This is a genomic window from Bacillus sp. URHA0034, from assembly GCF_056280405.1.
On the sequence record NZ_JBWCDK010000002.1, the window covers coordinates 2528740 to 2555284 of the forward strand.

Genomic DNA, 26545 nt, shown 5'->3' on the forward strand with positions numbered 1-26545 from the left:
TCACAACACTCCTGAAAACAATAGTTTGTCTCACAGGCACCATTGGCATGATCACAATAAAATGCTTATTCTCCTTCAAAATATGTAAAATCTACCTCTTTAACTACAAACTTCTTTTTAATACCTACACCAATATTGTTTTCTATCATTAATTTTGCCAAGCGTTTTCCATCAATAAGAATTATTTTCTTAGTTTCTAATCTTTCAACATATTCTTTTGCACCTGATGTAAAGGTTGAAGTAGTAATAAATATCCCTTTTCTGGCTCCTTTAGCATCTAATGCACCTGAAAAACTCATTACCTCTGGTCTACCGACTGAATTCTCCCACTTTTTTGCTTGAATATATATATTATCTAAGCCAAGCTTGTCTTCTTTGATAATTCCGTCCAATCCACCGTCATTTGTTTTTTCAGTAACTTGTCCATCCCCATATCCCATAGCAGTCATTAATTCTACAACAATTGTTTCTAATCTTCTCCAATGTGCTTGTTTTAATTGATCAATTAGATCCTTTACTAAATCATTTTCAATTTCTTCAACTTTTTCTTCAACAACTTCAAACGGATCAACTAATTTTTCTAATTCTTTTATCTCTTCATTAATATCTTCTGCGTTATCGTTAAGGAGTTCAATACCTTCTTCTGTGATTTGGTACGTGAATTTACTTACTTCATCGATGAATCCTTGTTTTTTCAAACTAAATCTCGCAGTCCTCATTCTATGCGAAAAAATACTATCTTTACTATTTTGATAAGTCATATTCCTTTGATCTTCACTTAGAGAAAAATAAGACGAAACAGCATTGTTTAACATGGATGTAGTATGCGGTTTTTTATCACTTAAAATAGAAAGTACAGGCAAGACCAAATCTTTTTGACTGGGAACTGTATCAGCGATATTCTTAATATAACCACTCATAGATTTACTTGTATGTTTATCAAATGCCTGCTTTAGCTCAGTGTCACTTTCAGGTATTCCATTCACTTTAAATATCTCTAAGATTTCAGAACTTGTTAAACCGTTCTCGCTCATCCTTTTAATTAAAGTCAATATTTTATAAGACTCTTCTGTATAGTAAACTTTATTTTTTCCCACAATATAAGGAATATAATCTTTAAAGTTTTTCACCCATCTCCTACCATTAGCTTCAGACCAACCAACTTTTGCAGACAATGCTTTCTTGCTCATTAGATTACTATCCATTAATTCGCCCCAATTCTTCCTCTACACATGACTAATTTTACCATAAAAACACTTTTCAATATTTATTTTTTGTAGGCATCAAGGTCCAAAACATTAATAAAAATTCTCATGAAGGGTTTGATAATTATGTCCATAGACGTGAATCATCAGGCACATGGCGATAAAACATATCTCCCCTGGTTCGTGATACGGTACCCCCATTAATCTATTGATCCATACTCATTCGTCTCTATTCCGTTTACCAAACAGTTTGTCTACATTATCGAATGTTTCATCTAGGAACCAAAAAAAAATGATCGCCAGTTAGACGATCATCGGTTATAAAAGTAAAGCACCCCGATAGCTAGTATTCGAGAGAAAAATGTATTAAACTGAGGGATTTTTTTCACAAACATGTTGCTGATGTATATCTTTAAATACAAAATATCTAATACCTAATAAATATATCGAAAAGTATTCTCAGCCTAATTAATGTATGTCTTTCTTTTTATTTCTTCCACCTCTTACTTCTGCTATATCAGCTATAGCCAAAAAGGCAGTCGTATCAATTTCGTCAACGATATTCTTAAGTTCTGCTTCTTCTAGACGTGTTATGACGCAAAAAATCACCTTTGTGTCATCTCCTGAATATGCACCTTCACCATTCATGTAGGTTACACCACGCCCCAACCTAGCAAGTATAGCATCTCCTATTTCTTTATTCTTATTGCTAAAAATCCATGCGGATTTTGATTGTTCCAAACCTAGAACAACTACATCTATTGTTTTAAACGCAATTATATAGGCAAGTATGGAGTACATTGCTCTATCCCATGTGAAAACAAATCCTGCTGCACCTAAAATAAAAAGGTTAAAAAACATTATGATTTCACCAACAGAAAAAGGTACTTTTTTATTAATTAATATCGCAAGTATTTCAGTTCCGTCCAAGGCTCCGCCATAACGAATAACTAGTCCTACCCCAACTCCCAAAATTATTCCCCCAAAAATTGTAGCTAGAAGAATGTCATCTGTAAAAGCTGGGATGGGATAAAAGAGCGATGTGAAAATAGAAAGAACAATAATACCGAAGACTGATGATATCGCAAATGTTTTTCCAATTTGCTTATAACCTAAATAAAAAAACGGTAAGTTGAGAATGAAAATAAATAACCCTAAAGGTAATCCAGAAATATGGGAAAGCATAATGGATATACCAGTTATCCCCCCGTCTATAACATTGTTCGGGACAAGGAAAATCTCTAACCCTATCGCCATCAAAACAGCCCCGATAAAAATAGCAATAACACGTTTTAAAACATTAGTTTTTGATAATTTTTTCTTCGATAGTTCTGTCATCCTTATCTCCTTCTAGTATGTAATGTTTCCTTTTATTTTTCCCTAATTATTATAGGGACATTAACATAAACTGGTTTTATGTATAAAAACAAAAGAACCTGTTACAAGTGGACATGATTTTATCCCTCTGGTGACAAATTATCATCGTAATGTGTATTAATATTCATCCGAGAAGTAAAATGAATAAGAAAATTGTATTTTCTGCTTGTGTCTGGGGGTATCCTGATTTTGTTAGGTTCCCTTTTTCACATGGCATTTGATTGGTTCGATAAAAGTAGTAAATAAAACGAGCAAGCTTTTCAGCCTCCCATTCAAATTAGGACATTTCGTTATTATGTGATACACTTTGTTTACCATTTGATTTACTTGTTTACATGTGCCCTACTCATTCGTGAGTGGGGCTCCTTGTTTTTAAAAGAAGAAATAAAAAAAACAGACTCTATAAAGAGCCTGCTTTAGTTTGTTCTTATTATTAAGCTTTACGCACGTTAGCCGCTTGAGCTCCACGTTGACCTTGCTCAACGTCAAAAGTAACTGCTTGACCTTCGTCTAAAGATTTGAAACCTTCGCCTTGGATCGCTGAGAAATGAACGAATACGTCTTCTCCGCCTTCACGCTCGATAAATCCGAAACCTTTTTCTGCGTTAAACCATTTTACTTTACCTTGTTCCATTTTGTTTCCTCCTGCTGTGTGCTTTACACACATTGTGTTACTATCCTTGCACTCAGTGATCATCAAGACGAAAAGTTAATCTTATACTATCCTTTACACCGAACAAAAATAATTCTTCTAAAGTTTAACATTTTTTAAAAGTATTTGCAAGAAGACGTAAACAAAACCATTTTTGCCATTCATGAATTATCATACCTAGTTTTGGATTCTTATGTTGCTCTTATTCAAGTAAAGCACCCATATAGCATTCCTGTAGATCGTTATTTTTCGACTTTGAAAAAAATAAGGCTCCTCAGTAAGATATGAGTATAGACACCACTCTAACTCACAACTTAGGAGGAACCCTACTATGAAGTTTAAAATGCAAAACAAACAAAATCAACTAATAGAAAGAATTTCCGTTAAACACCTCGTTGTTGGTGTGGACATTGCTCAACAATTACATGTAGCACGAGCTGTTAATTTCCGTGGAATTGTTGTCGGAGATCCACTTACATTCAAAAATAATGAAGAAGGTTTTGCTAGTTTATTGAAATGGATTATAAATCTTCAAAAATTAAATAACCTAGATGAAGTTATAATTGGGATGGAACCTACTGGACACTACTGGATCAATCTTTCAAAATGGCTTTCCAATCAAGATATTGAAGTAGTAACGGTAAATCCACATTTAGTAAAAAAGAATAAAGAAAATCGTGATAATACTCAATCAAAAAGTGATAAAAAAGATGCCTTAGTTATTGCGGATAGGGTAAAGAACGGATACTACTCTGAAGTTAGGTTCACATCGGAATCATTCGAATTCTACTTCGCCATGCGGGACTACACTTAGCCGAAGCAAGTTCGGGCAAATGGAAAGGACAAATTGTTATTTCGAAGCGTGGAAAGTCGAGATTAAGGCGATTCCTCTTCCTGGCAACCATGAGTCTAGTTGCGAATAATCCAGAATTTAAAGCATTACACACTCATAATGTTAAAGCTAAGAAAATGAAGAAAATGAAATCAATTATGAAGTTAGTTGGCAAGTTGGCTAGGATTTTTGTGGGAATCTCTAAACGTAATGAATCCTATTGTTCTGATAAACTCAAACCATTATCACCGATGGCGGCATAATAAACATACTAAATTATAAGTCATCCATTTTAGGAGAAAGTGTAAATTTATTACCGAATGTTGGCTTATTCGTAGGATTTCAAATATGTACGGCGTACCAGATTACTTAAACATAAGGGCACAGACCCATTCCTATAGCAAAACTGGCCTCCACCCCTTGGATAGGCATGACGAAGGAATGATAGGGCAATTGACCCGTTGAGACATGGGAGGGAAAGCCTCCAGGGGCGGCGTGGAGCATGTACATCATATGGTAAAATATGGAGTAGTATTGCACTCCTTTATTTCACTATGCCTTCACGAAGCCAAAATGGTCTGAAATCACATCCTTTAACCGTTAAACCTATTCAAATGGGTATGAAATCCTGCGAATAAGCGAGTATTTGGGAGAAAATCGTATTAAACTGAGGGAGTTTAAGTGCTATTGTTCACAATCTCTTTTTCACTAAATATTACTTCTAATATAGGGTTAACTCTTGAATATAAATTTTTTTAGCAACAATCCTAATGTAATACCAAAAATGATGGTGCTGAAAATATGAGAATAATAATCATTGATTGGTCTAATATCGATATACTTACCTTCTATTAATGCTGTGAATAATAGTTCACATGCTAACCAGGCAAATAAAGTGCCCACGGTCGTTTTTATAACTAAATGGAATGAACCAAACTTTTCAAATATAAAGTAAAGTAAGACTGCAAAAACACTACTAACTAAAAAATCTACAATTAATCCTATGAAAAATACAGGTCTGTTAAATGTAATAATAAGACTTGATAATTCATAAATACCAAACTTTCCGAAGCCAAAATGTGCAAATATCCTCGAAGCAATCTCTCCTGGTATTGTTGACAGTACACCTAATATACCTATTCTTAACATCCTATCTTGGATCATATCATCATTCCTTAATCTTAATTGGACAAATTTAGTATTTAAATTATATATAATTTTATACGTAATAAAGGACGACACTTCTATATTTGAAATAAGGCACCAGTCTAGCTAATGAACTTATAGTACCCACTTTTTATTAAACTATCCTGCAGTTTGTTAAATAAAAACCATAACATGGTACTTCTTTCCATAAGCAATAACCTTTTTAGTGTTATAATAAAAATGGTCGGGGGATTGAAGCCCTCGACTTTTCTATTACGAAATGATTATTAATAGGGCAAAAAAAAAGACACAGTCTATTTTATAATAGTTCTGTTGTCTCGAATAAAATTTCTCCTGAAGGTAAACCCTTCTCATCAATAATTATATGCTTATAAAGTTTGTTAATTAAACTATTCATTTCTTCATGGGAGTACGCTATTACGACAACATGTTCTTCCTGACCATTTCCCTTGATTGTTACATGGTACCTCTGTCTTCTTCTCGCTTGGAGTAATGTCTCCATTTAAAGTCTACCTCACCTTGACGGAAATTACTTAAAATTATATACCCAGTTAGCGGGACATTTAAACAGAAAGCATTCGTTAAATATTGACAACAATTTGTGATAAAAATTTACCTCGTTATCTCTTTTGTTATTCAACTAAACTGCCAGTTAGCTTAATAAGAAAAAACGCCACCCGTTATGATGATGTCACTAAGTACTATAAATATTTCCGTAGATTCTCCTCAACTTCTTCTTTATCCAGGTGCAAGTACTGTGTTGTTACAGCGAGATTACTATGACCAAGCGCTTTTGATATTTCAGCAATATTCGCTCCTTTATTGAGTAAAGACTTTACAAAACCACGTCTGAGTGCATGTGGATTAATATTACGTAATCCAAACTCCTTAGAATACTTATTTAATCGCTTCTGAATGTTATTGTGCGTAGGACTATTCGAAATGACCCCGCCTTGTTTCGTGATAAAAACGTAATTATTCTGTACTCCGTATACTTGCCTTATAGCATCATTCTGGCGTACAAGCACGCTCAGTAGTCGGTGCAGTGTATCATCAAATGGCAACAGTAACTGATCGTGATTCTTCATAATAGCCCCGTCAAGTCTCAGTAATTTATCTTGTAAGTCAATATGCCTGTTTTCCAGGTGTACGATTGTATTAATACGAATCCCCGTTTTAAACATTAATAGAGCGGCCGTAGCGTCTCGTAACTGCACGAAGTCACTAAGGTCTAGCAAAGACAATAACGTTCGAACTTCACGCTCTGTAGCCCCTTCTTTCACGTTACTATCAACTCGAATTTTGATTGGTTTCCAAAACTGCCGTTCAATCCATCCATTTTGAAAACAACGGGACAAGAATGCTTTCAAACACTTTAGGCGTATTAATTTAGTTTGATTGCTAACGTCCATAAGTGACAACCAATAGTAAATTCGTTCCGCAGTAATGTCACTTAAATAAGCAAGTCCAGTCGTGTCCTTAAAATGATTTACATGAATGGAGTAGTCGCTTATTGTTCGAGGTCGGTTGCCACTGATCTCCATTTGACGGGTAATAGTCGTTAGTGCATTATCAATGGTTAGTCGTTTAGAAATCGATTTGCTCTGTGCAAGACGCTCGATAAAAAGGTTGTTCAAGTCTTCGGTAATAGTAAAAACGCTTTTCTTTTTCGGCATTAAAAAACCTCCTAAAACGTTAATGAAATATCGAGTGAATTTCGGCTTTTGACCGATGCACTGACCGTTTCATTTGACGTTCTAGAAGGTTGATTTGACGGGCTTTAACGCCCATTTTAAATACGCGCCTTAGAGGATTCGAACCTCTGACCGTACGCTTAGAAGGCGTATGCTCTATCCAGCTGAGCTAAAGGCGCATGATATGTATAGTAGAATGGCTCCGCAGGTAGGACTCGAACCTACGACCGATCGGTTAACAGCCGATAGCTCTACCACTGAGCTACTGCGGAATAATGGTAAGTTAGTTATTTTTACTATCATAAAATACTATGATGGGCCTAAATGGACTCGAACCATCGACCTCACGCTTATCAGGCGTGCGCTCTAACCAGCTGAGCTATAGGCCCATTTTGGAGCGGGTGATGGGAATCGAACCCACTACATCAGCTTGGAAGGCTGAGGTTTTACCAGTAAACTACACCCGCAAAACATTCATATGGGGCGGCTGATGGGAATCGAACCCACGAATGTCGGAACCACAATCCGATGCGTTAACCACTTCGCCACAGCCGCCATTATGGTGGAGGGGGACGGATTCGAACCGCCGAACCCTGAGGGAGCGGATTTACAGTCCGCCGCGTTTAGCCACTTCGCTACCCCTCCATAAAAAAAACAATTGTGTATTTAAAGGTGGCTCAGGACGGAATCGAACCGCCGACACAAGGATTTTCAGTCCTTTGCTCTACCGACTGAGCTACTGAGCCTTAATAATATGATTACCTACAATAAATTTGCGAAAAGTCCTTCGTCCCCATCTCAGAAAGCTTACTCTAGCAGCAGCTCGATGGATACGCTGATGCTTTTCTATGCAGCTTATTCATTCGTGCTCTACCGACTGAGCTACTGAGCCTTAATAATATGATTACCTACAATAAATTCGTGGGAAGTCCTTAGTCCCCATCTCAGAAAACTTACTCAAGCAGCAGTTCGATGGGTACGCTGATGCTTTTCTATGCAGCTTATTCTTCGTGCTCTACCGACTGTGCTACTGAGCCAATTATATAACAAATGAAAGACTGGTCGGGAAGACAGGATTCGAACCTGCGACCCCTTGGTCCCAAACCAAGTGCTCTACCAAGCTGAGCTACTTCCCGTTATGGCGCGCCCGAAAGGAGTCGAACCCATAACCTTCTGATCCGTAGTCAGACGCTCTATCCAATTGAGCTACGGGCGCATTATAATGAAGTTATTTTTCTCTTATAAAGAAATTTAGTGCGGGTGAAGGGAGTCGAACCCCCACGCCTTGCGGCGCCAGATCCTAAGTCTGGTGCGTCTGCCAATTCCGCCACACCCGCAATATTTTGCTTGTGAAATAAACTATGGTGAGCCATGAAGGACTCGAACCTTCGACCCTCTGATTAAAAGTCAGATGCTCTACCAACTGAGCTAATGGCTCATACAAAGATGATTTCCTACAACTAATTTGTGGTAGGTTTGATGCTCAAAAGAACTTGCGTTCTTTCTCACAAATTGCCCGCAGAAGCTGATTCACAGAAGTCTGCAATCTGCTCTACCAACTGAGCTAATGGCTCGAATTAAGGTGCCGGCGAGAGGACTTGAACCCCCAACCTACTGATTACAAGTCAGTTGCTCTACCAATTGAGCTACCCCGGCATATAGTAAGAAAAAATATATTAAATTCAAACACGCCGTCTTTGGTACCGTCATCCTGACCTCAGAAAGATTATTCAAGTAGCAGCTCGGTCCGTATGCTGAAGCTTATTCAGGCAGCTTATTCGGTCGTGCTCTACCAATTGAGCTACCCCGGCATTAAGTAAGGAAAAATTATGGTGGAGGATGACGGGATCGAACCGCCGACCCTCTGCTTGTAAGGCAGATGCTCTCCCAGCTGAGCTAATCCTCCACATTTAAAAAATGGTGACCCGTACGGGATTCGAACCCGTGTTACCGCCGTGAAAGGGCGGTGTCTTAACCGCTTGACCAACGGGCCAACTGTAAAAGTAGACAAAATAATAGCCCCAAAAGGGGCCTAGCCTGGCAACGTCCTACTCTCACAGGGGCAAAGCCCCAACTACCATCGGCGCTGAGAAGCTTAACTTCCGTGTTCGGTATGGGAACGGGTGTGACCTTCTCGCCTTAATTACCAGACTATTTAATTGAAAGATCGCTCTCTCAAAACTAGATAATGTAGAAGAAACTTTATAAAAACGAGCTTATTCGCTTTAGACTATGGTTAAGTCCTCGATCGATTAGTATCAGTCAGCTCCACATGTCGCCACGCTTCCACCTCTGACCTATCAACCTGATCATCTTTCAGGGATCTTACTAGCTTACGCTATGGGAAATCTCATCTTGAGGGGGGCTTCATGCTTAGATGCTTTCAGCACTTATCCCGTCCGCACATAGCTACCCAGCGATGCCTTTGGCAAGACAACTGGTACACCAGCGGTGCGTCCATCCCGGTCCTCTCGTACTAAGGACAGCTCCTCTCAAATTTCCTGCGCCCACGACGGATAGGGACCGAACTGTCTCACGACGTTCTGAACCCAGCTCGCGTACCGCTTTAATGGGCGAACAGCCCAACCCTTGGGACCGACTACAGCCCCAGGATGCGATGAGCCGACATCGAGGTGCCAAACCTCCCCGTCGATGTGGACTCTTGGGGGAGATAAGCCTGTTATCCCCGGGGTAGCTTTTATCCGTTGAGCGATGGCCCTTCCATGCGGAACCACCGGATCACTAAGCCCGACTTTCGTCCCTGCTCGACTTGTAGGTCTCGCAGTCAAGCTCCCTTGTGCCTTTACACTCTACGAATGATTTCCAACCATTCTGAGGGAACCTTTGGGCGCCTCCGTTACTCTTTAGGAGGCGACCGCCCCAGTCAAACTGCCCACCTGACACTGTCTCCCACCCCGATCAGGGGTGCGGGTTAGAATTTCAATACAGCCAGGGTAGTATCCCACCGACGCCTCCACCGAAGCTGGCGCTCCGGTTTCTCAGGCTCCTACCTATCCTGTACAAGCTGTACCAAAATTCAATATCAGGCTACAGTAAAGCTCCACGGGGTCTTTCCGTCCTGTCGCGGGTAACCTGCATCTTCACAGGTACTATAATTTCACCGAGTCTCTCGTTGAGACAGTGCCCAGATCGTTACGCCTTTCGTGCGGGTCGGAACTTACCCGACAAGGAATTTCGCTACCTTAGGACCGTTATAGTTACGGCCGCCGTTTACTGGGGCTTCGATTCAGAGCTTCGCGTGAGCTAACCCCTCCTCTTAACCTTCCAGCACCGGGCAGGCGTCAGCCCCTATACTTCGCCTTGCGGCTTCGCAGAGACCTGTGTTTTTGCTAAACAGTCGCCTGGGCCTATTCACTGCGGCTCTTCGAGGCTATGAACCCCAAAGAGCACCCCTTCTCCCGAAGTTACGGGGTCATTTTGCCGAGTTCCTTAACGAGAGTTCTCTCGCTCACCTTAGGATTCTCTCCTCGCCTACCTGTGTCGGTTTGCGGTACGGGCACCTTTTATCTCGCTAGAGGCTTTTCTTGGCAGTGTGGAATCAGGAACTTCGGTACTATATTTCCCTCGCTGTCACAGCTCAGCCTTCGCGAGAAGCGGATTTTCCTGCTTCTCAGCCTAACTGCTTAGACGCACATATCCAACAGTGCGCTTACCCTATCCTCCTGCGTCCCCCCATCACTCAAACGATAAAGAGGTGGTACAGGAATATCAACCTGTTGTCCATCGCCTACGCCTTTCGGCCTCGGCTTAGGTCCCGACTAACCCTGAGCGGACGAGCCTTCCTCAGGAAACCTTAGGCATTCGGTGGATGAGATTCTCACTCATCTTTCGCTACTCATACCGGCATTCTCACTTCTAAGCGCTCCACCAGTCCTTACGGTCTAGCTTCAACGCCCTTAGAACGCTCTCCTACCACTGACACCAACGGTGTCAATCCACAGCTTCGGTGATACGTTTAGCCCCGGTACATTTTCGGCGCAGAGTCACTCGACCAGTGAGCTATTACGCACTCTTTAAATGGTGGCTGCTTCTAAGCCAACATCCTGGTTGTCTAAGCAACTCCACATCCTTTTCCACTTAACGTATACTTTGGGACCTTAGCTGGTGGTCTGGGCTGTTTCCCTTTTGACTACGGATCTTATCACTCGCAGTCTGACTCCCACGGATAAGTCTTTGGCATTCGGAGTTTGTCTGAATTCGGTAACCCGATGAGGGCCCCTAGTCCAAACAGTGCTCTACCTCCAAGACTCTAACTACGTGAGGCTAGCCCTAAAGCTATTTCGGAGAGAACCAGCTATCTCCAAGTTCGATTGGAATTTCTCCGCTACCCACACCTCATCCCCGCACTTTTCAACGTGCGTGGGTTCGGGCCTCCATCCAGTGTTACCTGGACTTCACCCTGGACATGGGTAGATCACCTGGTTTCGGGTCTACGACCACATACTCATACGCCCTATTCAGACTCGCTTTCGCTGCGGCTCCGTCTCTTCAACTTAACCTTGCATGTAATCGTAACTCGCCGGTTCATTCTACAAAAGGCACGCTATCACCCATTAACGGGCTCTAACTACTTGTAGGCACACGGTTTCAGGAACTATTTCACTCCCCTTCCGGGGTGCTTTTCACCTTTCCCTCACGGTACTGGTTCACTATCGGTCACTAGGGAGTATTTAGCCTTGGGAGATGGTCCTCCCTGCTTCCGACCGGATTTCACGTGTCCGGCCGTACTCAGGATCCACTCAGGAGGGAACGAAGTTTCAACTACAGGGCTTTTACCTTCTATGACGGGCCTTTCCAGACCGCTTCATCTACCCCGTTCCTTTGTAACTCCATGTTGAGTGTCCTACAACCCCAAGAGGCAAGCCTCTTGGTTTGGGCTAATCCCGTTTCGCTCGCCGCTACTTAGGGAATCGCGTTTGCTTTCTCTTCCTCCGGGTACTTAGATGTTTCAGTTCCCCGGGTCTGCCATCATTACCCTATGTATTCAGGTAAAGATACTGCTCCATTACGAGCAGTGGGTTTCCCCATTCGGAAATCTCCGGATCAAAGCTTACTTACAGCTCCCCGAAGCATATCGGTGTTAGTCCCGTCCTTCATCGGCTCCTAGTGCCAAGGCATTCACCGTGCGCCCTTTCTAACTTAACCTAAAAGGTTTTACTCTATTTAATAGAGAGAAAAAACTAAAATGGCGATTTTACTCGGTTTTTACTTGGTTTCTTCTATACGATTATCTAGTTTTCAAAGAACGATTAAAAAAAGCCTTGAGAGATTGCACTCTCAAAACTAAACAAACAGAAAACCATCAAACAAACGTTTTGTCTGGCTCATATGTCCAGCTTATATCCTTAGAAAGGAGGTGATCCAGCCGCACCTTCCGATACGGCTACCTTGTTACGACTTCACCCCAATCATCTGTCCCACCTTAGGCGGCTGGCTCCTTACGGTTACCCCACCGACTTCGGGTGTTACAAACTCTCGTGGTGTGACGGGCGGTGTGTACAAGGCCCGGGAACGTATTCACCGCGGCATGCTGATCCGCGATTACTAGCGATTCCGGCTTCATGTAGGCGAGTTGCAGCCTACAATCCGAACTGAGAATGGTTTTATGGGATTGGCTAGGCCTCGCGGCTTTGCTGCCCTTTGTACCATCCATTGTAGCACGTGTGTAGCCCAGGTCATAAGGGGCATGATGATTTGACGTCATCCCCACCTTCCTCCGGTTTGTCACCGGCAGTCACCTTAGAGTGCCCAACTGAATGCTGGCAACTAAGATCAAGGGTTGCGCTCGTTGCGGGACTTAACCCAACATCTCACGACACGAGCTGACGACAACCATGCACCACCTGTCACTCTGTCCCCCGAAGGGGAAAGTCCTATCTCTAGGAGTGTCAGAGGATGTCAAGACCTGGTAAGGTTCTTCGCGTTGCTTCGAATTAAACCACATGCTCCACCGCTTGTGCGGGCCCCCGTCAATTCCTTTGAGTTTCAGCCTTGCGGCCGTACTCCCCAGGCGGAGTGCTTAATGCGTTAGCTGCAGCACTAAAGGGCGGAAACCCTCTAACACTTAGCACTCATCGTTTACGGCGTGGACTACCAGGGTATCTAATCCTGTTTGCTCCCCACGCTTTCGCGCCTCAGCGTCAGTTACAGACCAGAAAGCCGCCTTCGCCACTGGTGTTCCTCCACATCTCTACGCATTTCACCGCTACACGTGGAATTCCGCTTTCCTCTTCTGCACTCAAGTCCCCCAGTTTCCAATGACCCTCCACGGTTGAGCCGTGGGCTTTCACATCAGACTTAAAGGACCGCCTGCGCGCGCTTTACGCCCAATAATTCCGGACAACGCTTGCCACCTACGTATTACCGCGGCTGCTGGCACGTAGTTAGCCGTGGCTTTCTGGTTAGGTACCGTCAAGGTACCGGCAGTTACTCCGGTACTTGTTCTTCCCTAACAACAGAGCTTTACGACCCGAAGGCCTTCATCGCTCACGCGGCGTTGCTCCATCAGACTTTCGTCCATTGTGGAAGATTCCCTACTGCTGCCTCCCGTAGGAGTCTGGGCCGTGTCTCAGTCCCAGTGTGGCCGATCACCCTCTCAGGTCGGCTACGCATCGTCGCCTTGGTGAGCCGTTACCTCACCAACTAGCTAATGCGCCGCGGGCCCATCTGTAAGTGTCAGCCGAAACCGACTTTCAACTTTCCCTCATGAGAGGAAAAGGATTATCCGGTATTAGCACCGGTTTCCCGGTGTTATCCCAGTCTTACAGGCAGGTTGCCCACGTGTTACTCACCCGTCCGCCGCTAACCAACAGGAGCAAGCTCCTATTGATTCGCTCGACTTGCATGTATTAGGCACGCCGCCAGCGTTCGTCCTGAGCCAGGATCAAACTCTCCAAGAAAGTTGATTAGCTCATTTTGTTACGTTGGCTTCATTTCATAAGAAATGAATATTATTGTTTGTTGACGTTTTTGTTTGTTTAGTTTTCAAAGAACAATGCCATCAGAAGCGACAGGAAATATCTTAACACATCCAACAAGAGGCTGTCAACAAAATTTCTTAATTCTTTTTGACGTTTACCTTTTCTCGAAGGAGCTTTATTAATATATCACTTCTTTTCGCAAACATCCACATGTAAAATTATCCATTTCATTTTTCTATTTGTTTTATTTTCCGTAGAGTATCCTTCATAATCAGGATAATCCCTACATAAAATGGACAAGTAAGGATTGTCCTAGGGGGTTATTAGCTTGATAACGACTAATAAACAATTGGCGCTAGTATTTATAAGAGTATGAGAAAAACATTGTTAAGTTATTGCTTAATAATAATTGGCGCCAGTATGCAGGGAATGTCAATGTCCTTGTTTTTATTTCCTCATTCTATTCCATCTGGCGGGGCTGCTGGAATTGCCATTTTAATGAATCACTGGTTTCACTTATCATTAGGATTTTCCTTATGGATTGCTAATATCGTTTTTTTATTCTTTGCAATTCGTTATTTTGGCTTTACATGGACCTTTAAAACCATCATTTCAGTTGCCACTACCTCTACCACTGTAAATTACTTAACACTGCATGTCCCACATATTCACGTGCATCTATTATTGGACCTGCTAGCTGGAAGTGTTTTTTTTGGAATTGGCGTAGGGGTCCTCATCCGGGCGGGAGCATCCAGTGGTGGTATGGTCATTCCTGCTTTAATGATTGCTACTTACAAGAATTGGAGTCCTGGAAAAGTAATGATGGCCATCAACCTTTTAATTTTCCTATTAACAGCCTTAGTTATCGATTATAAAATTGTGATCTTCGCAATTATTTGCCAATTTTTTTCAACCAATATCATTGATTATATTTATGAATTAAAAATTCATAAGATTAGCTTCCTTACGGCTAATTGGCGTAAAAGATAAGAAGATCCGCTATAGAATCTTCTTATCTTTTAAATATCCAATTACTTTGTCTACAGATTGTTCGATCGTTATCTTATTGGAATCAATCATAATTTCTGGCTTAATTGGTGGCTCATAAGGAGATGAGATTCCTGTAAATTCAGAGATTTCACCTTTTCGGGCCTTTTTATATAGTCCTTTTGGGTCGCGTTCTTCACAAACAAAGATCGGACAATTCACATAGATCTCAATAAACTCACCTGGTTCAAACATTTTGCGAACAAGATCCCTGTCTTCTAGGAAAGGAGAAATAAAAGCAGTACATACGATTTGCCCACTGTCAACAAACAGTTTTGCAACTTCCCCGATTCTGCGGATATTCTCTTTTCTGTCTTCTGGATGAAAGCTTAAATCACGGTTTAATCCATGACGGATATTGTCCCCATCCAGCACATAGCTTCGATAACTTTCTTGAAATAACATCTTGTCAACCGCATTTGCCAATGTAGATTTTCCTGATCCGGACAAACCAGTAAACCAAAGAACGCAGCTTTTATGCCCATTTAAAAGATGCCGCTCTTCTTTTGTAACAGATGTGTGATGCCAGGTGATATTACTTCTTTTATTCATTCTCCTACACCCTTTAGTTGTTTTGGCAGCTAGCCAATTCTTGAGTTTTCATTTATATATGTTTCCTTCATTCCTTGAATAAGAATTTCGACTACCTCTGGCCGGCTGAATTCTTTTGGAGGATGAACGCCATTACTCAGCATTCCTCTAACCGCCGTCCCCGATAAAATCACATGATACCCCCGGTCATGAGGGCATGTTTTTGCAGACGCCATGTTTTCACACTTTTTGCAGTAGAAACTATGTTCGAAAAATAGTGGTTTAATCCCTAATTCCTCTTCTGTGAAGTGACTGAAGATTTTTTGTGCATCATAGGTCCCATAATAATTCCCTACTCCAGCATGATCTCTTCCGACAATAAAATGTGTACATCCATAATTTTTCCGGACAATGGCATGAAAAATAGCTTCTCTTGGTCCGGCATAGCGCATGGCAGCTGGAAAAACAGACAAGAAGACCCGGTCTTGTGGATAATAATTTTCCAGTAATACTTGATAGCTCTTCATTCTAATCTCACTAGGAATATCATCGGCTTTTGTCTCGCCGACTAACGGATTTAAGAATAATCCATCAACCACCTCTAAAGCTGATTTTTGAATATATTCATGGGCTCTGTGAACAGGATTTCTCGTTTGAAAACCAACAACCGTTTCCCACCCTAGCTCCTTAAATTTCTCTCTTGTCTGCATCGGGTCTAAATAAAAGCTTTCAAATTTAACTTTCTCCAGCCTTTTGATAAGAGTTATCGGACCAGCAATATAAATATCCGGTCGTTCAAACAGCTTTTTAACACCTGGATGGCTAGGATCAATAGTTCTATATACTTTGTCGGCTTCCACCTTTTTATCCGGCTTAAACATTTCCTTAACCGTCATTACACCATAAATCGTATGATCGTGAATTAGGTTGATCGTTTCTCCTATTTTAAGCAGCTTCGCTTTCTGAGGCTCCACAGCTAATGTAATGGGGATGGACCATGGAAGTCCGTTAGATAGCCTCATCTTCTCAACCACGGAATCATAATCCTTCTTTTCCATAAATCCTTCTAGCGGACTATACGCCCCATTTGCTATCAATTCTAAATCACTTAATTCCAATTTACTTAGTTCGACAGAGTTAATAATATTTTCCTTTGAAAAATGCACGTCGATCCGATTCATTAATTTGCCACCATGTGGCACACTCTCACCCATAACTATTCCTCCCTAGACCTCCCAATTATTCGGTCAGCATGTTATTAGATTTATCTTTATCCCTCGTGGAGGCCACATTCTGTTTTGGTATTTCCGGCCCAGCGCCCTGCACGAAGATCTGCCGTATCGGTCACAGCCTGAGTACACGGGGCACAGCCGATACTCGGATATCCTTGGTCATGCAAAGGGTTATACGGAAGATTATTTATTGTAATATAGGTCATGATGTCATCCCATGACCAATGAATAAGAGGGCAAATTTTTACTTTATGAAATTTTTCATCCTTATTAATATATTGGGTATTTTGCCTTGTAAGGGATTGATCTCTTCTTAAACCGGATATCCAGGCCGAAACATTCGCTAACGCTTCTTTTAAGGGAACTACTTTTCTCATATGGCAGCATAAATTGGGATTATGCTTCCACAGTTCATCACCATACCATTTTGCTTGGTCCGCTAGGCTGGCCTTCGGTTTTAGCATTGTGATCTCAAGTGTTGGGTAACGTTCTTTAACCTTATCTATTAATTCATAGGTTTCGGGGAAATGCAGCCCAGTATCAAGAAAAATAATCTTTGCATGTTTGTTAACTTTATAAATTAAATCAATTAGTACAATCCCTTCGGCGCCAAAGCTGCAGGAATATACGATATCATCTTTATACTCCTGATAGGCCCATTTTAAAGCATCTAAGAAATCTGGTTTATTGTTCATAAAGGAGGCTATTTTCTCTTCATCCCAATTTTCATACGTTAACAGTTCTGACAATCCTTAGCCCTCCATTTCATTCACTCAATTCCACTTCTAAGGTGATGCATTGATTGTTTTCAACGATGATTTTATTCATGTTATTGATGTCGCCATAGTTCACATAAGAAACTAGCCCCCGTATCCATGAACCGTGCCCGAAAACCAATACATTGTGATAATCCTTATATTTTTTTAAAAATTTTTCGATTCGGGCCTCAAGATTCTTTAAACTCTCACCAAGAACTAGTTCCTTGGGGCTTTCAATCCATTTATCACCATATTCATGGATAAGCTTACTCTTTGGAACACCCTCAAATGGACCAAAATCCAATTCATCTAATAATCCCTCAGTTTCAGGGTAATACCCATAAAGATGAGCGGTTTGATGGGTTCGTTTCAAAGTGCTGGCCAATACTAAATCAAACCGCTCGTTTTTGAGACGTTCCTTATTCTGGTTTATCTTTTTCGCATACTCCACTGTGACAGGTGCGAGGTCTATGTCTCGTCTTCCTTGAAGCCATGTTTTTTTATTCCATTCTGTAGGTAGGTGCCGGATTAAGGTAAGGTACATCTTATGCCTCCAAAAAAAAGGTTTCACTTCTTAGTCCACGGCGCTGTGATTCCAGTACCAGTACATCGTGCAGTTTTACATTTCCTAAATTGACATTAGGGCCAATTTCTTTTATAAAATACATTTGGTGCTTCGCTGATGGAGCCTCAAAAATAATTTTACGCGCATCTAAATCCTTCAATAGCTCTTGAACTAAGTTAGATTTAACAGTGCCACATTTATCATAAATTCCAGATGTCCCGGAATCCCGGCCTTCCGTTATCACATAATCACATCCAGCGTCGAGCAGCACTTTTATTTCCTTTTTCCAATCAGTGATTGGCATTTCATTATTAGAATCTTTGGAACCGACTTCGGCAATTACATGAAAATCATTCTTTATTTGCGAAATCAGATCAAGCCTCTCTTGAAGTGGAATATCCAAGGTCCCATTGGATATTTCCAGCCATTCAATTCCTACACTGTTTAAGTAGGCCAAATATTCCGGAATCTTATTTTGGTAATAGCATTTCTCAAATAAGGTTCCGCCACAATACGGTTTTATTTGGTGTTCCTTATAAAGATTGATTTTTTCCCTTAAATTTGGGGTAACATAGGCAGATCCAATGCCAATTTTGGCAATATCAACGATGTCACCATAATCAGCTAAGATATTTTTTAACTCCCCTAATGGGGTCCCGAAATCAATGACAGAAGTCAAACCATAAGTTCGATTTCCTGAAGTCCTTTCCGGCAATGTTAAAAAATCCATAGGCAATGCGCCTCCTCTATTTTTCTAGGATAGATTATTCAAAAACTGGGTTATTGTGTAAACAATGGGCTATTACACCTTGTAATTAGGCATTTGTCATGTATAAACATTGATCTAGAACAAACAATAATAAAGCTTAATTTTATAGTTAGGGGTGTACATCCTTGCCAAAGCAAAAACATAAAGGGTTAACGATAGCAGCCATCGGTTCTATCCCGCTCATTTTGGTTCTGGGGAACTCGATGTTGATCCCTATCCTCCCAAGCATGAAAACAGAACTTAATGTAACTCAATTTCAAACTAGTTTGATTATCACCGTATTTTCGATTGCAGCTGCAATCTCTATACCAGTCTTAGGATATTTATCCGACCGATTTTCTCGAAAAGCCGTCATCATTCCTGCCCTTATACTGTACGGCTTGGGCGGGCTTTTAGCTGGAGCGGCGGCTGCTTGGTTTTCTAGTTCCTATACATGGATACTAGCCGGAAGGATTATGCAGGGAATTGGTGCAGCAGGAACGGCCCCAATTGCAATGGCCTTAGCAGGCGATTTATTTAAGGGCGCCGAGCAAAGTAAGGTATTAGGTTTAGTAGAAGCATCTAATGGGTTTGGTAAAGTAATCAGCCCCATTATTGGGTCGTTATTAGCCTTACTCTTTTGGTATGCTGCCTTTTTTGCCTTTCCGATCTTTTGTTTCCTATCCGTTTTATTCACCATCTTTTTTATTAAAGAAAAAAAGGCCGAGAAAGAGCCTCCTCCTATTAAAAAATATGTTAAAGGCCTTGTATCTGTGTTTAAAACAGAGGGACGCTGGTTGTTTGCCGCTTATTTAACGGGGGCTTCCTGTTTATTTACCCTGTTTGGGATTTTGTTTTATATTTCTGACATCCTTGAGAAAGACCATCATATTGATGGTCTATTGAAAGGGGCTATATTAGCCATACCACTTTTATTTATGACGACTACTTCCTATATCACCGGAAGTAATATCGGCAAAAAAATGAGTCTTATGAAAAAATTAATTGTCATTGGTTGTCTATTAATGACCGCTTCCTTTGCATCTCTAATGTTCTTTACCAAATTATTACCGTTCTTTTCAGTACTGGTGGTCAGCAGTGTCGGCACGGGCCTTGTACTCCCTTGCATTAATAGCTTTATTACTGGCTCTGTTCCATCCGATAGAAGAGGATTTGTTACCTCATTATACGGTTCCGTTCGTTTTTTAGGGGTAGCCATAGGCCCGCCAATCTTTAGTACATTAATGGAATGGTCCAGATCTGGAATGTTTCTTGCCACAGCTGGATTAACGTTATTATGCGGAATTCTTTGCATGATGCTGATCCATGTCGCTAAAAAGAAGCCAACAGAAGAAAATGATTCGCTGTTTGAGAAGCTGCAATTTACGTAAAATCGCCCATCCTATCCATTGATTGAAAAGGAGAAGATTTCATTGCAAATATATTTTTCACCCGAGGTCATTACCCCGGAATATCAAGTTTTAAATGTGGTTGATGGAAAAAACAAAGGAGTAGGAAATGTAGCCTTTTTATTTGACGAAAAGAAACTTTATGTATATGGCATTTTAGAAGAGGATGAAGTGGGAGCTGACTTTAAAGATTTAATTACCCCCTACATTAAAGGACTTGCAAAAGCGAAGCCTGGACTCGATATCTTCTCTTGTGTGTATGTTGGATGCAAAAAAATCAAATTAAATGAAGAAGAAAAAGAATAAGATTCCATAGCTCCATAAACGGTTGACTCAGAAACTGAACTGGGTCAACCGTTTTTTGGTATACAAGAAGTGATGTCACAAGGCGGATACCTACTTCATAATTTAGTTTTATAAGTATATTTTCTATGGAGTGCTGCCTAATGAGCTTTGGAATCATTTTAATGGGATTAGCGATTGGCTTTATGGTCGGGTTAACAGGCGTTGGTGGTGCAGCCTTGTTAACCCCGATTCTAATATTATTGGGGATAAATCCATCTATTGCTGTGGGGACAGATCTTTTCTACAACTCCATTACAAAACTCTTTGGATCTATTCAGCATTGGAGGCAAAAGACCATCGACCTTAAACTCGTCAAATATTTAGCGATCGGGAGCATTCCCAGTGCGGTCATGGCTGTTGGACTCCTCCACTTATTTGATTCCTATTTTCACAATCAAGAATTGGTGATTAAGCATGCTCTTGGCTATGTTTTAATACTGGTGGCATTGTCTACCCTGTTTAAAACGTTTATGAAAAATAAAAATAAGTGGAATCACCTGCAAATAAGGCCTCTTGAGGAGAAACGGGCATTAACGATTGGATTAGGGGCGGTATTAGGCTTTATTGTTGGTTTAACTTCGATTGGCTCTGGCTCATTATTTGCTTTAGCAATGATCTTTCTATATCGGTTAAGTCCATCAGAACTCGTCGGAACAGATATAGCCCATGCTTTCTTCCTCGTTACCGCAGCTGGAATTATCCATGCCGGTTTTGGTAATGTTGATTACCTCTTAATGGTTAATCTTCTAACTGGATCTATTCCAGGTGTGATTATAGGTAGCACCTTATCCTCAAAATTCCCCGAAAAACCATTAAGGACAATTATGGCGATCATGATTTTAATTAGCGGGTTTAAACTAATTTAATCTTCTCTCTTAAAATGAATTCATTTTAGAAAAAAAACATGTCCTTCTCTAGAAAATATCAACATATAATGTGGTGAAATGGATATTTTCGGGAGGTAGCTATGTTTATAATCTTAGAAAAAGCAGTTTTGGGAATGGCCTTTTTACGATTATTATCTGGCAGTATTGAGGTATTTGCAGCCATTTTAATGCTAAGGTTTAATTCAATTGAAAAAGCATTAATGATTAATTCTTCACTTGCCCTTGTCGGCCCTATTATATTAATTTTAACCACAACAATAGGCCTTGTAGGGATTGTTGGGGATATATCTGTCATGAAGATCGTTTGGATTTTACTAGGTGTTGCCTTTATTTTAATAGGAGTAAAGTCCTAATTAGATATGGGGATTCTCCCTTGCCTATCAAAGGAAAAAGCCTATCGGACTCGATAAGTCGATAGGCTTAGTCATTTTCTTGTCTGGACCGATCCTGTGGGTTTAGCATGTTTCCTCGTATATTACTGTATGGAACAGGTGAGCGGAGAAGGACTAATTTGAAATCCAGGGGGTTAAACGGCATAAACGGATATAAATAAGGTATATTCATTGTCCTTGTGGAGACTAAAAGTAAGATCCATAATGTAATCCCGATAATTAAACCAGGCACTTGGAACAATGCGACCATGATTAAAAAGAAAACACGGAAAATACGGTTGGCAAGGCTTAATTCATAACTAGGTGTCGCAAATGTTCCTATCGCTGCAACCGCAACGTATAGCACTACCTCATGGGTAAATATTCCGACTTGAACCGCTACATCCCCGATAATAATGGCGGAGACGATACCAAGGGCGGTAGCAAGGGCATTAGGGGTATGTATAGCCGCCATCCGCAAAATTTCAATCCCGATTTCCGCGATGAGAAACTGCCAAATGAGGGCAATTTCCCCATGTTCTTTTACTCCAATAAACTTCCATCGTTCCGACAGGAGCTGTTCATTTGTGGCATAGGTATACCATATTGGTAATAGGAATAATGAAGCAGCAACGGCAATAAATCTTGCAAATCTTAAAAATCCTCCAACCAAAGGTTTTTGACGATATTCCTCCGCATGCTGCAAATGATGCCAAAAGGTAGCTGGACAAATCATAACGCTAGGCGAACCATCGACAACGATAAGGACATGCCCCTCCATTAAATGAACAGAACTGGTATCCGCTCTTTCCGTATATCTGACTAATGGATACGGGTTATAGTTCCTGCCAAATACAAACTCTTCGACAGTCTTCTCACCCATAGATATCCCATCTATTGAAATATCCTCAAGTTTTTCTCTTAGCATTCTCACGTTATCCATATCAACAATACTATCTATGTATACTAATGCTACATCTGTCTTTGATCGATTTCCTACTTGTACATATTCCATAACCAACGAGCGATCTCGTACCCGCCTGCGAATTAAGGCAAGGTTAAATACAATTGTCTCCACAAACCCATCACGGGGCCCACGAACCACTCGTTCGATATCAGGTTCCTGAGGCGAACGGATCGGATATTCCCGTGAATCAATCAGGACCACTTTACTGCCTTGTTCAACAACTATAGCCGTCTGTCCCGCAAGAACTTGGGCAATTACTTCCTCTAAGTCGGGTGTAGCAACCACTTCAACATGTGGTATAAATGTTTTAACTAGCACGTTTATTGGATCGTCTTTAAATTCTTCAGGTTTTCGTTTCTCAATCTCCTTCATGATTAAAAGCAAGATATTTGCCTGGGCAAATCCATCCACTAAGAACATGCTCATCTTATGTCCAGCATAATCTATCTTGCGGTGGATGATATCAAAGCTTTTCCCTACACGAAGCTCTTTTTTCAAATATTCGATATTTTCTTCATAAGATTCCTTAACCGGAATTTGAATCCCCTTTTTTCCCAACCATGCCAACTCCTATAACAATCATTAATGGTATTTTGCGGCAAGTTGAAGGGTTATATACCCATTTTCTTAGTCCTAGAAAACAAAAAAAGACAATCACTATGATTGTCTTTTTTCGTGCCTGGCAACGTCCTACTCTCACAGGGACAAAGTCCCAACTACCATCGGCGCTGAGAAGCTTAACTTCCGTGTTCGGTATGGGAACGGGTGTGACCTTCTCGCCTTAATTGCCAGACTATTTAATTGAAAGATCGCTCTCTCAAAACTAGATAATGTAGAAGAAATTCGTAAAAACGAGTTATTCGCTTTAAAAAATATGGTTAAGTCCTCGATCGATTAGTATCAGTCAGCTCCACATGTCGCCACGCTTCCACCTCTGACCTATCAACCTGATCATCTTTCAGGGATCTTACTAGCTTGACGCTATGGGAAATCTCATCTTGAGGGGGGCTTCATGCTTAGATGCTTTCAGCACTTATCCCGTCCGCACATAGCTACCCAGCGATGCCTTTGGCAAGACAACTGGTACACCAGCGGTGCGTCCATCCCGGTCCTCTCGTACTAAGGACAGCTCCTCTCAAATTTCCTGCGCCCACGACGGATAGGGACCGAACTGTCTCACGACGTTCTGAACCCAGCTCGCGTACCGCTTTAATGGGCGAACAGCCCAACCCTTGGGACCGACTACAGCCCCAGGATGCGATGAGCCGACATCGAGGTGCCAAACCTCCCCGTCGATGTGGACTCTTGGGGGAGATAAGCCTGTTATCCCCGGGGTAGCTTTTATCCGTTGAGCGATGGCCCTTCCATGCGGAACCACCGGATCACTAAGCCCGACTTTCGTCCCTGCTCGACTTGTAGGTCTCGCAGTCAAGCTCCCTTGTGCCTTTACACTCTACGAATGATTTCCAACCATTCTGAGGGAACCTTTGGGCGCCTCCGTTACTCTTTAGGAGGCGACCGCCCCAGTCAAACTGCCCACCTGACACTGTCTCCCACCCCGATTAGGGGTGCGGGTTAGAATTTCAATACAGCCAGGGTAGTATCCCACCGACGCCTCCACCGAAGCTGGCGCTCCGGTTTCTCAGGCTCCTACCTATCCTGTACAAGCTGTACCAAAATTCAATATCAGGCTACAGTAAAGCTCCACGGGGTCTTTCCGTCCTGTCGCGGGTAACCTGCATCTTCACAGGTACTATAATTTCACCGAGTCTCTCGTTGAGACAGTGCCCAGATCGTTACGCCTTTCGTGCGGGTCGGAACTTACCCGACAAGGAATTTCGCTACCTTAGGACCGTTATAGTTACGGCCGCCGTTTACTGGGGCTTCGATTCAGAGCTTCGCGTGAGCTAACCCCTCCTCTTAACCTTCCAGCACCGGGCAGGCGTCAGCCCCTATACTTCGCCTTGCGGCTTCGCAGAGACCTGTGTTTTTGCTAAACAGTCGCCTGGGCCTATTCACTGCGGCTCTTCGAGGCTATGAACCCCAAAGAGCACCCCTTCTCCCGAAGTTACGGGGTCATTTTGCCGAGTTCCTTAACGAGAGTTCTCTCGCTCACCTTAGGATTCTCTCCTCGCCTACCTGTGTCGGTTTGCGGTACGGGCACCTTTTATCTCGCTAGAGGCTTTTCTTGGCAGTGTGGAATCAGGAACTTCGGTACTATATTTCCCTCGCTGTCACAGCTCAGCCTTTACGAGAAGCGGATTTTCCTGCTTCTCAGCCTAACTGCTTAGACGCACATATCCAACAGTGCGCTTACCCTATCCTCCTGCGTCCCCCCATCACTCAAACGATAAAGAGGTGGTACAGGAATATCAACCTGTTGTCCATCGCCTACGCCTTTCGGCCTCGGCTTAGGTCCCGACTAACCCTGAGCGGACGAGCCTTCCTCAGGAAACCTTAGGCATTCGGTGGATGAGATTCTCACTCATCTTTCGCTACTCATACCGGCATTCTCACTTCTAAGCGCTCCACCAGTCCTTACGGTCTAGCTTCAACGCCCTTAGAACGCTCTCCTACCACTGACACCAACGGTGTCAATCCACAGCTTCGGTGATACGTTTAGCCCCGGTACATTTTCGGCGCAGAGTCACTCGACCAGTGAGCTATTACGCACTCTTTAAATGGTGGCTGCTTCTAAGCCAACATCCTGGTTGTCTAAGCAACTCCACATCCTTTTCCACTTAACGTATACTTTGGGACCTTAGCTGGTGGTCTGGGCTGTTTCCCTTTTGACTACGGATCTTATCACTCGCAGTCTGACTCCCACGGATAAGTCTTTGGCATTCGGAGTTTGTCTGAATTCGGTAACCCGATGAGGGCCCCTAGTCCAAACAGTGCTCTACCTCCAAGACTCTTACTACGTGAGGCTAGCCCTAAAGCTATTTCGGAGAGAACCAGCTATCTCCAAGTTCGATTGGAATTTCTCCGCTACCCACACCTCATCCCCGCACTTTTCAACGTGCGTGGGTTCGGGCCTCCATCCAGTGTTACCTGGACTTCACCCTGGACATGGGTAGATCACCTGGTTTCGGGTCTACGACCACATACTAATTCGCCCTATTCAGACTCGCTTTCGCTGCGGCTCCGTCTCTTCAACTTAACCTTGCATGTAATCGTAACTCGCCGGTTCATTCTACAAAAGGCACGCTATCACCCATTAACGGGCTCTAACTACTTGTAGGCACACGGTTTCAGGAACTATTTCACTCCCCTTCCGGGGTGCTTTTCACCTTTCCCTCACGGTACTGGTTCACTATCGGTCACTAGGGAGTATTTAGCCTTGGGAGATGGTCCTCCCTGCTTCCGACCGGATTTCACGTGTCCGGCCGTACTCAGGATCCACTCAGGAGGGAACGAAGTTTCAACTACAGGGCTTTTACCTTCTATGACGGGCCTTTCCAGACCGCTTCATCTACCCCGTTCCTTTGTAACTCCATGTTGAGTGTCCTACAACCCCAAGAGGCAAGCCTCTTGGTTTGGGCTAATCCCGTTTCGCTCGCCGCTACTTAGGGAATCGCGTTTGCTTTCTCTTCCTCCGGGTACTTAGATGTTTCAGTTCCCCGGGTCTGCCATCAATACCCTATGTATTCAGGTAAAGATACTGCTCCATTACGAGCAGTGGGTTTCCCCATTCGGAAATCTCCGGATCAAAGCTTACTTACAGCTCCCCGAAGCATATCGGTGTTAGTCCCGTCCTTCATCGGCTCCTAGTGCCAAGGCATTCACCGTGCGCCCTTTCTAACTTAACCTAAAAGGT

The 26545-nt window shown here is 42.3% G+C and carries 17 protein-coding genes, 14 tRNA genes, 5 rRNA genes and 1 pseudogene; 6 read left to right on the forward strand and 31 right to left on the reverse strand.

The features are described 5' to 3' along the window. Nucleotides 1-65: 65 nt before the first annotated feature. The 3 genes from ACZ9EE_RS14135 to ACZ9EE_RS14145 all read right to left on the reverse strand — a co-directional run bounded on the left by ACZ9EE_RS14135 (nucleotide 66) and on the right by ACZ9EE_RS14145 (nucleotide 3216). A complete protein-coding gene (locus ACZ9EE_RS14135; RefSeq protein ID WP_476028018.1) occupies nucleotides 66-1190 on the reverse strand; it encodes a restriction endonuclease in 1125 nt (374 codons plus the stop codon). A gap of 483 nt (nucleotides 1191-1673) precedes the next feature. After that, nucleotides 1674-2543, reverse strand: coding sequence for a YitT family protein (locus ACZ9EE_RS14140; protein ID WP_476028020.1), 870 nt, complete (start codon nucleotides 2541-2543; stop codon nucleotides 1674-1676). 472 nt (nucleotides 2544-3015) lie between these two features. Next, nucleotides 3016-3216: a cold-shock protein gene (locus ACZ9EE_RS14145; RefSeq protein ID WP_027322891.1), complete on the reverse strand. Its 201-nt coding sequence runs from the start codon at nucleotides 3214-3216 to the stop codon at nucleotides 3016-3018. Between the two features lie 349 nt (nucleotides 3217-3565). Between ACZ9EE_RS14145 and ACZ9EE_RS14150 the strand changes: the two are divergent. Next, nucleotides 3566-4329, forward strand: a pseudogene (locus tag ACZ9EE_RS14150) (IS110 family transposase). A 469-nt stretch (nucleotides 4330-4798) separates the two neighbouring features. Here the strand turns inward: ACZ9EE_RS14150 and ACZ9EE_RS14155 are convergent. From ACZ9EE_RS14155 to ACZ9EE_RS14250, 20 genes are all read right to left on the reverse strand, one after another. After that, nucleotides 4799-5230, reverse strand: a complete 432-nt coding sequence (locus tag ACZ9EE_RS14155; protein WP_476028022.1) for a hypothetical protein — start codon at nucleotides 5228-5230, stop codon at nucleotides 4799-4801. A gap of 301 nt (nucleotides 5231-5531) precedes the next feature. Next, nucleotides 5532-5735, reverse strand: a complete 204-nt coding sequence (locus ACZ9EE_RS14160; protein WP_476028024.1) for a hypothetical protein — start codon at nucleotides 5733-5735, stop codon at nucleotides 5532-5534. A gap of 199 nt (nucleotides 5736-5934) precedes the next feature. Then, complete coding sequence (locus ACZ9EE_RS14165) at nucleotides 5935-6909, reverse strand: tyrosine-type recombinase/integrase (protein ID WP_476028026.1); 975 nt, start codon at nucleotides 6907-6909, stop codon at nucleotides 5935-5937. Nucleotides 6910-7032: 123 nt separating this feature from the next. Continuing rightward, nucleotides 7033-7106: transfer RNA gene (locus tag ACZ9EE_RS14170), tRNA-Arg, on the reverse strand. An 18-nt stretch (nucleotides 7107-7124) separates the two neighbouring features. Then, nucleotides 7125-7199, reverse strand: a tRNA-Asn gene (locus tag ACZ9EE_RS14175). Nucleotides 7200-7242: 43 nt separating this feature from the next. Then, nucleotides 7243-7316: transfer RNA gene (locus ACZ9EE_RS14180), tRNA-Ile, on the reverse strand. A 4-nt stretch (nucleotides 7317-7320) separates the two neighbouring features. Beyond that, nucleotides 7321-7394, reverse strand: a tRNA-Gly gene (locus ACZ9EE_RS14185). A 12-nt stretch (nucleotides 7395-7406) separates the two neighbouring features. Beyond that, nucleotides 7407-7482 (reverse strand) — tRNA-His (locus ACZ9EE_RS14190). A 5-nt stretch (nucleotides 7483-7487) separates the two neighbouring features. After that, a tRNA-Tyr gene (locus ACZ9EE_RS14195) sits at nucleotides 7488-7572 on the reverse strand. Between the two features lie 28 nt (nucleotides 7573-7600). Beyond that, nucleotides 7601-7673 (reverse strand) — tRNA-Phe (locus tag ACZ9EE_RS14200). Nucleotides 7674-7986: 313 nt separating this feature from the next. Then, nucleotides 7987-8063: transfer RNA gene (locus ACZ9EE_RS14205), tRNA-Pro, on the reverse strand. Between the two features lie 3 nt (nucleotides 8064-8066). Next, nucleotides 8067-8143: transfer RNA gene (locus tag ACZ9EE_RS14210), tRNA-Arg, on the reverse strand. Nucleotides 8144-8182: 39 nt separating this feature from the next. Continuing rightward, a tRNA-Leu gene (locus tag ACZ9EE_RS14215) sits at nucleotides 8183-8264 on the reverse strand. 25 nt (nucleotides 8265-8289) lie between these two features. Continuing rightward, nucleotides 8290-8365: transfer RNA gene (locus ACZ9EE_RS14220), tRNA-Lys, on the reverse strand. A gap of 145 nt (nucleotides 8366-8510) precedes the next feature. Continuing rightward, nucleotides 8511-8583, reverse strand: a tRNA-Thr gene (locus tag ACZ9EE_RS14225). Nucleotides 8584-8757: 174 nt separating this feature from the next. After that, a tRNA-Val gene (locus tag ACZ9EE_RS14230) sits at nucleotides 8758-8833 on the reverse strand. 12 nt (nucleotides 8834-8845) lie between these two features. After that, nucleotides 8846-8920, reverse strand: a tRNA-Glu gene (locus ACZ9EE_RS14235). 42 nt (nucleotides 8921-8962) lie between these two features. Beyond that, nucleotides 8963-9078, reverse strand: a 5S ribosomal RNA gene (rrf, locus tag ACZ9EE_RS14240). Between the two features lie 81 nt (nucleotides 9079-9159). Next, nucleotides 9160-12093 (reverse strand): 23S ribosomal RNA (locus ACZ9EE_RS14245). Between the two features lie 204 nt (nucleotides 12094-12297). Next, nucleotides 12298-13847, reverse strand: a 16S ribosomal RNA gene (locus ACZ9EE_RS14250). Together the 16S, 23S and 5S rRNA genes with 14 tRNA genes alongside form the textbook arrangement of a ribosomal RNA operon. 393 nt (nucleotides 13848-14240) lie before the next feature. Here ACZ9EE_RS14250 and ACZ9EE_RS14255 point away from each other — a divergent pair. Beyond that, on the forward strand, nucleotides 14241-14858 hold the full coding sequence (locus tag ACZ9EE_RS14255; RefSeq protein ID WP_476028028.1) for a YitT family protein: 618 nt from the start codon (nucleotides 14241-14243) through the stop codon (nucleotides 14856-14858). A gap of 9 nt (nucleotides 14859-14867) precedes the next feature. Here ACZ9EE_RS14255 and cysC read toward each other — a convergent pair whose 3' ends face one another. From cysC to ACZ9EE_RS14280, 5 genes are read right to left on the reverse strand one after another with little or no spacing between them, the layout of a single operon-like run. Further along, complete coding sequence (cysC, locus tag ACZ9EE_RS14260; protein ID WP_476028030.1) at nucleotides 14868-15467, reverse strand: adenylyl-sulfate kinase; 600 nt, start codon at nucleotides 15465-15467, stop codon at nucleotides 14868-14870. A 29-nt stretch (nucleotides 15468-15496) separates the two neighbouring features. Next, nucleotides 15497-16660, reverse strand: a complete 1164-nt coding sequence (gene sat, locus ACZ9EE_RS14265; protein WP_476028032.1) for a sulfate adenylyltransferase — start codon at nucleotides 16658-16660, stop codon at nucleotides 15497-15499. 56 nt (nucleotides 16661-16716) lie between these two features. Further along, nucleotides 16717-17427: a phosphoadenylyl-sulfate reductase gene (locus ACZ9EE_RS14270; RefSeq protein ID WP_476028034.1), complete on the reverse strand. Its 711-nt coding sequence runs from the start codon at nucleotides 17425-17427 to the stop codon at nucleotides 16717-16719. A 16-nt stretch (nucleotides 17428-17443) separates the two neighbouring features. Then, on the reverse strand, nucleotides 17444-17980 hold the full coding sequence (locus ACZ9EE_RS14275) for a histidine phosphatase family protein (protein ID WP_476028036.1): 537 nt from the start codon (nucleotides 17978-17980) through the stop codon (nucleotides 17444-17446). 1 nt (nucleotide 17981) lies between these two features. Further along, nucleotides 17982-18731 carry a phosphosulfolactate synthase gene (locus ACZ9EE_RS14280; protein WP_476028038.1) on the reverse strand — a complete coding sequence of 250 codons (750 nt, stop codon included), beginning with the start codon at nucleotides 18729-18731 and terminating at the stop codon, nucleotides 17982-17984. A 164-nt stretch (nucleotides 18732-18895) separates the two neighbouring features. Between ACZ9EE_RS14280 and ACZ9EE_RS14285 the strand changes: the two genes are divergently transcribed. From ACZ9EE_RS14285 to ACZ9EE_RS14300, 4 genes are all read left to right on the forward strand, one after another. Then, nucleotides 18896-20140, forward strand: coding sequence for an MFS transporter (locus tag ACZ9EE_RS14285; RefSeq protein WP_476028040.1), 1245 nt, complete (start codon nucleotides 18896-18898; stop codon nucleotides 20138-20140). A gap of 42 nt (nucleotides 20141-20182) precedes the next feature. Beyond that, nucleotides 20183-20464, forward strand: coding sequence for a hypothetical protein (locus ACZ9EE_RS14290; RefSeq protein ID WP_476028042.1), 282 nt, complete (start codon nucleotides 20183-20185; stop codon nucleotides 20462-20464). A gap of 140 nt (nucleotides 20465-20604) precedes the next feature. After that, nucleotides 20605-21369, forward strand: coding sequence for a sulfite exporter TauE/SafE family protein (locus tag ACZ9EE_RS14295; RefSeq protein ID WP_476028044.1), 765 nt, complete (start codon nucleotides 20605-20607; stop codon nucleotides 21367-21369). A gap of 101 nt (nucleotides 21370-21470) precedes the next feature. Then, on the forward strand, nucleotides 21471-21743 hold the full coding sequence (locus tag ACZ9EE_RS14300; protein WP_476028046.1) for a YqhV family protein: 273 nt from the start codon (nucleotides 21471-21473) through the stop codon (nucleotides 21741-21743). 67 nt (nucleotides 21744-21810) lie between these two features. On the opposite strand, the gene ACZ9EE_RS14305 is transcribed toward ACZ9EE_RS14300, so the two are convergent. From ACZ9EE_RS14305 to ACZ9EE_RS14315, 3 genes are all read right to left on the reverse strand, one after another. Continuing rightward, nucleotides 21811-23286 carry a spore germination protein gene (locus ACZ9EE_RS14305; protein ID WP_476028048.1) on the reverse strand — a complete coding sequence of 492 codons (1476 nt, stop codon included), beginning with the start codon at nucleotides 23284-23286 and terminating at the stop codon, nucleotides 21811-21813. Nucleotides 23287-23405: 119 nt separating this feature from the next. Beyond that, nucleotides 23406-23521: ribosomal RNA gene (gene rrf / locus ACZ9EE_RS14310) — 5S ribosomal RNA — on the reverse strand. A gap of 81 nt (nucleotides 23522-23602) precedes the next feature. Further along, nucleotides 23603-26537: ribosomal RNA gene (locus tag ACZ9EE_RS14315) — 23S ribosomal RNA — on the reverse strand. Nucleotides 26538-26545 lie beyond the last annotated feature (8 nt).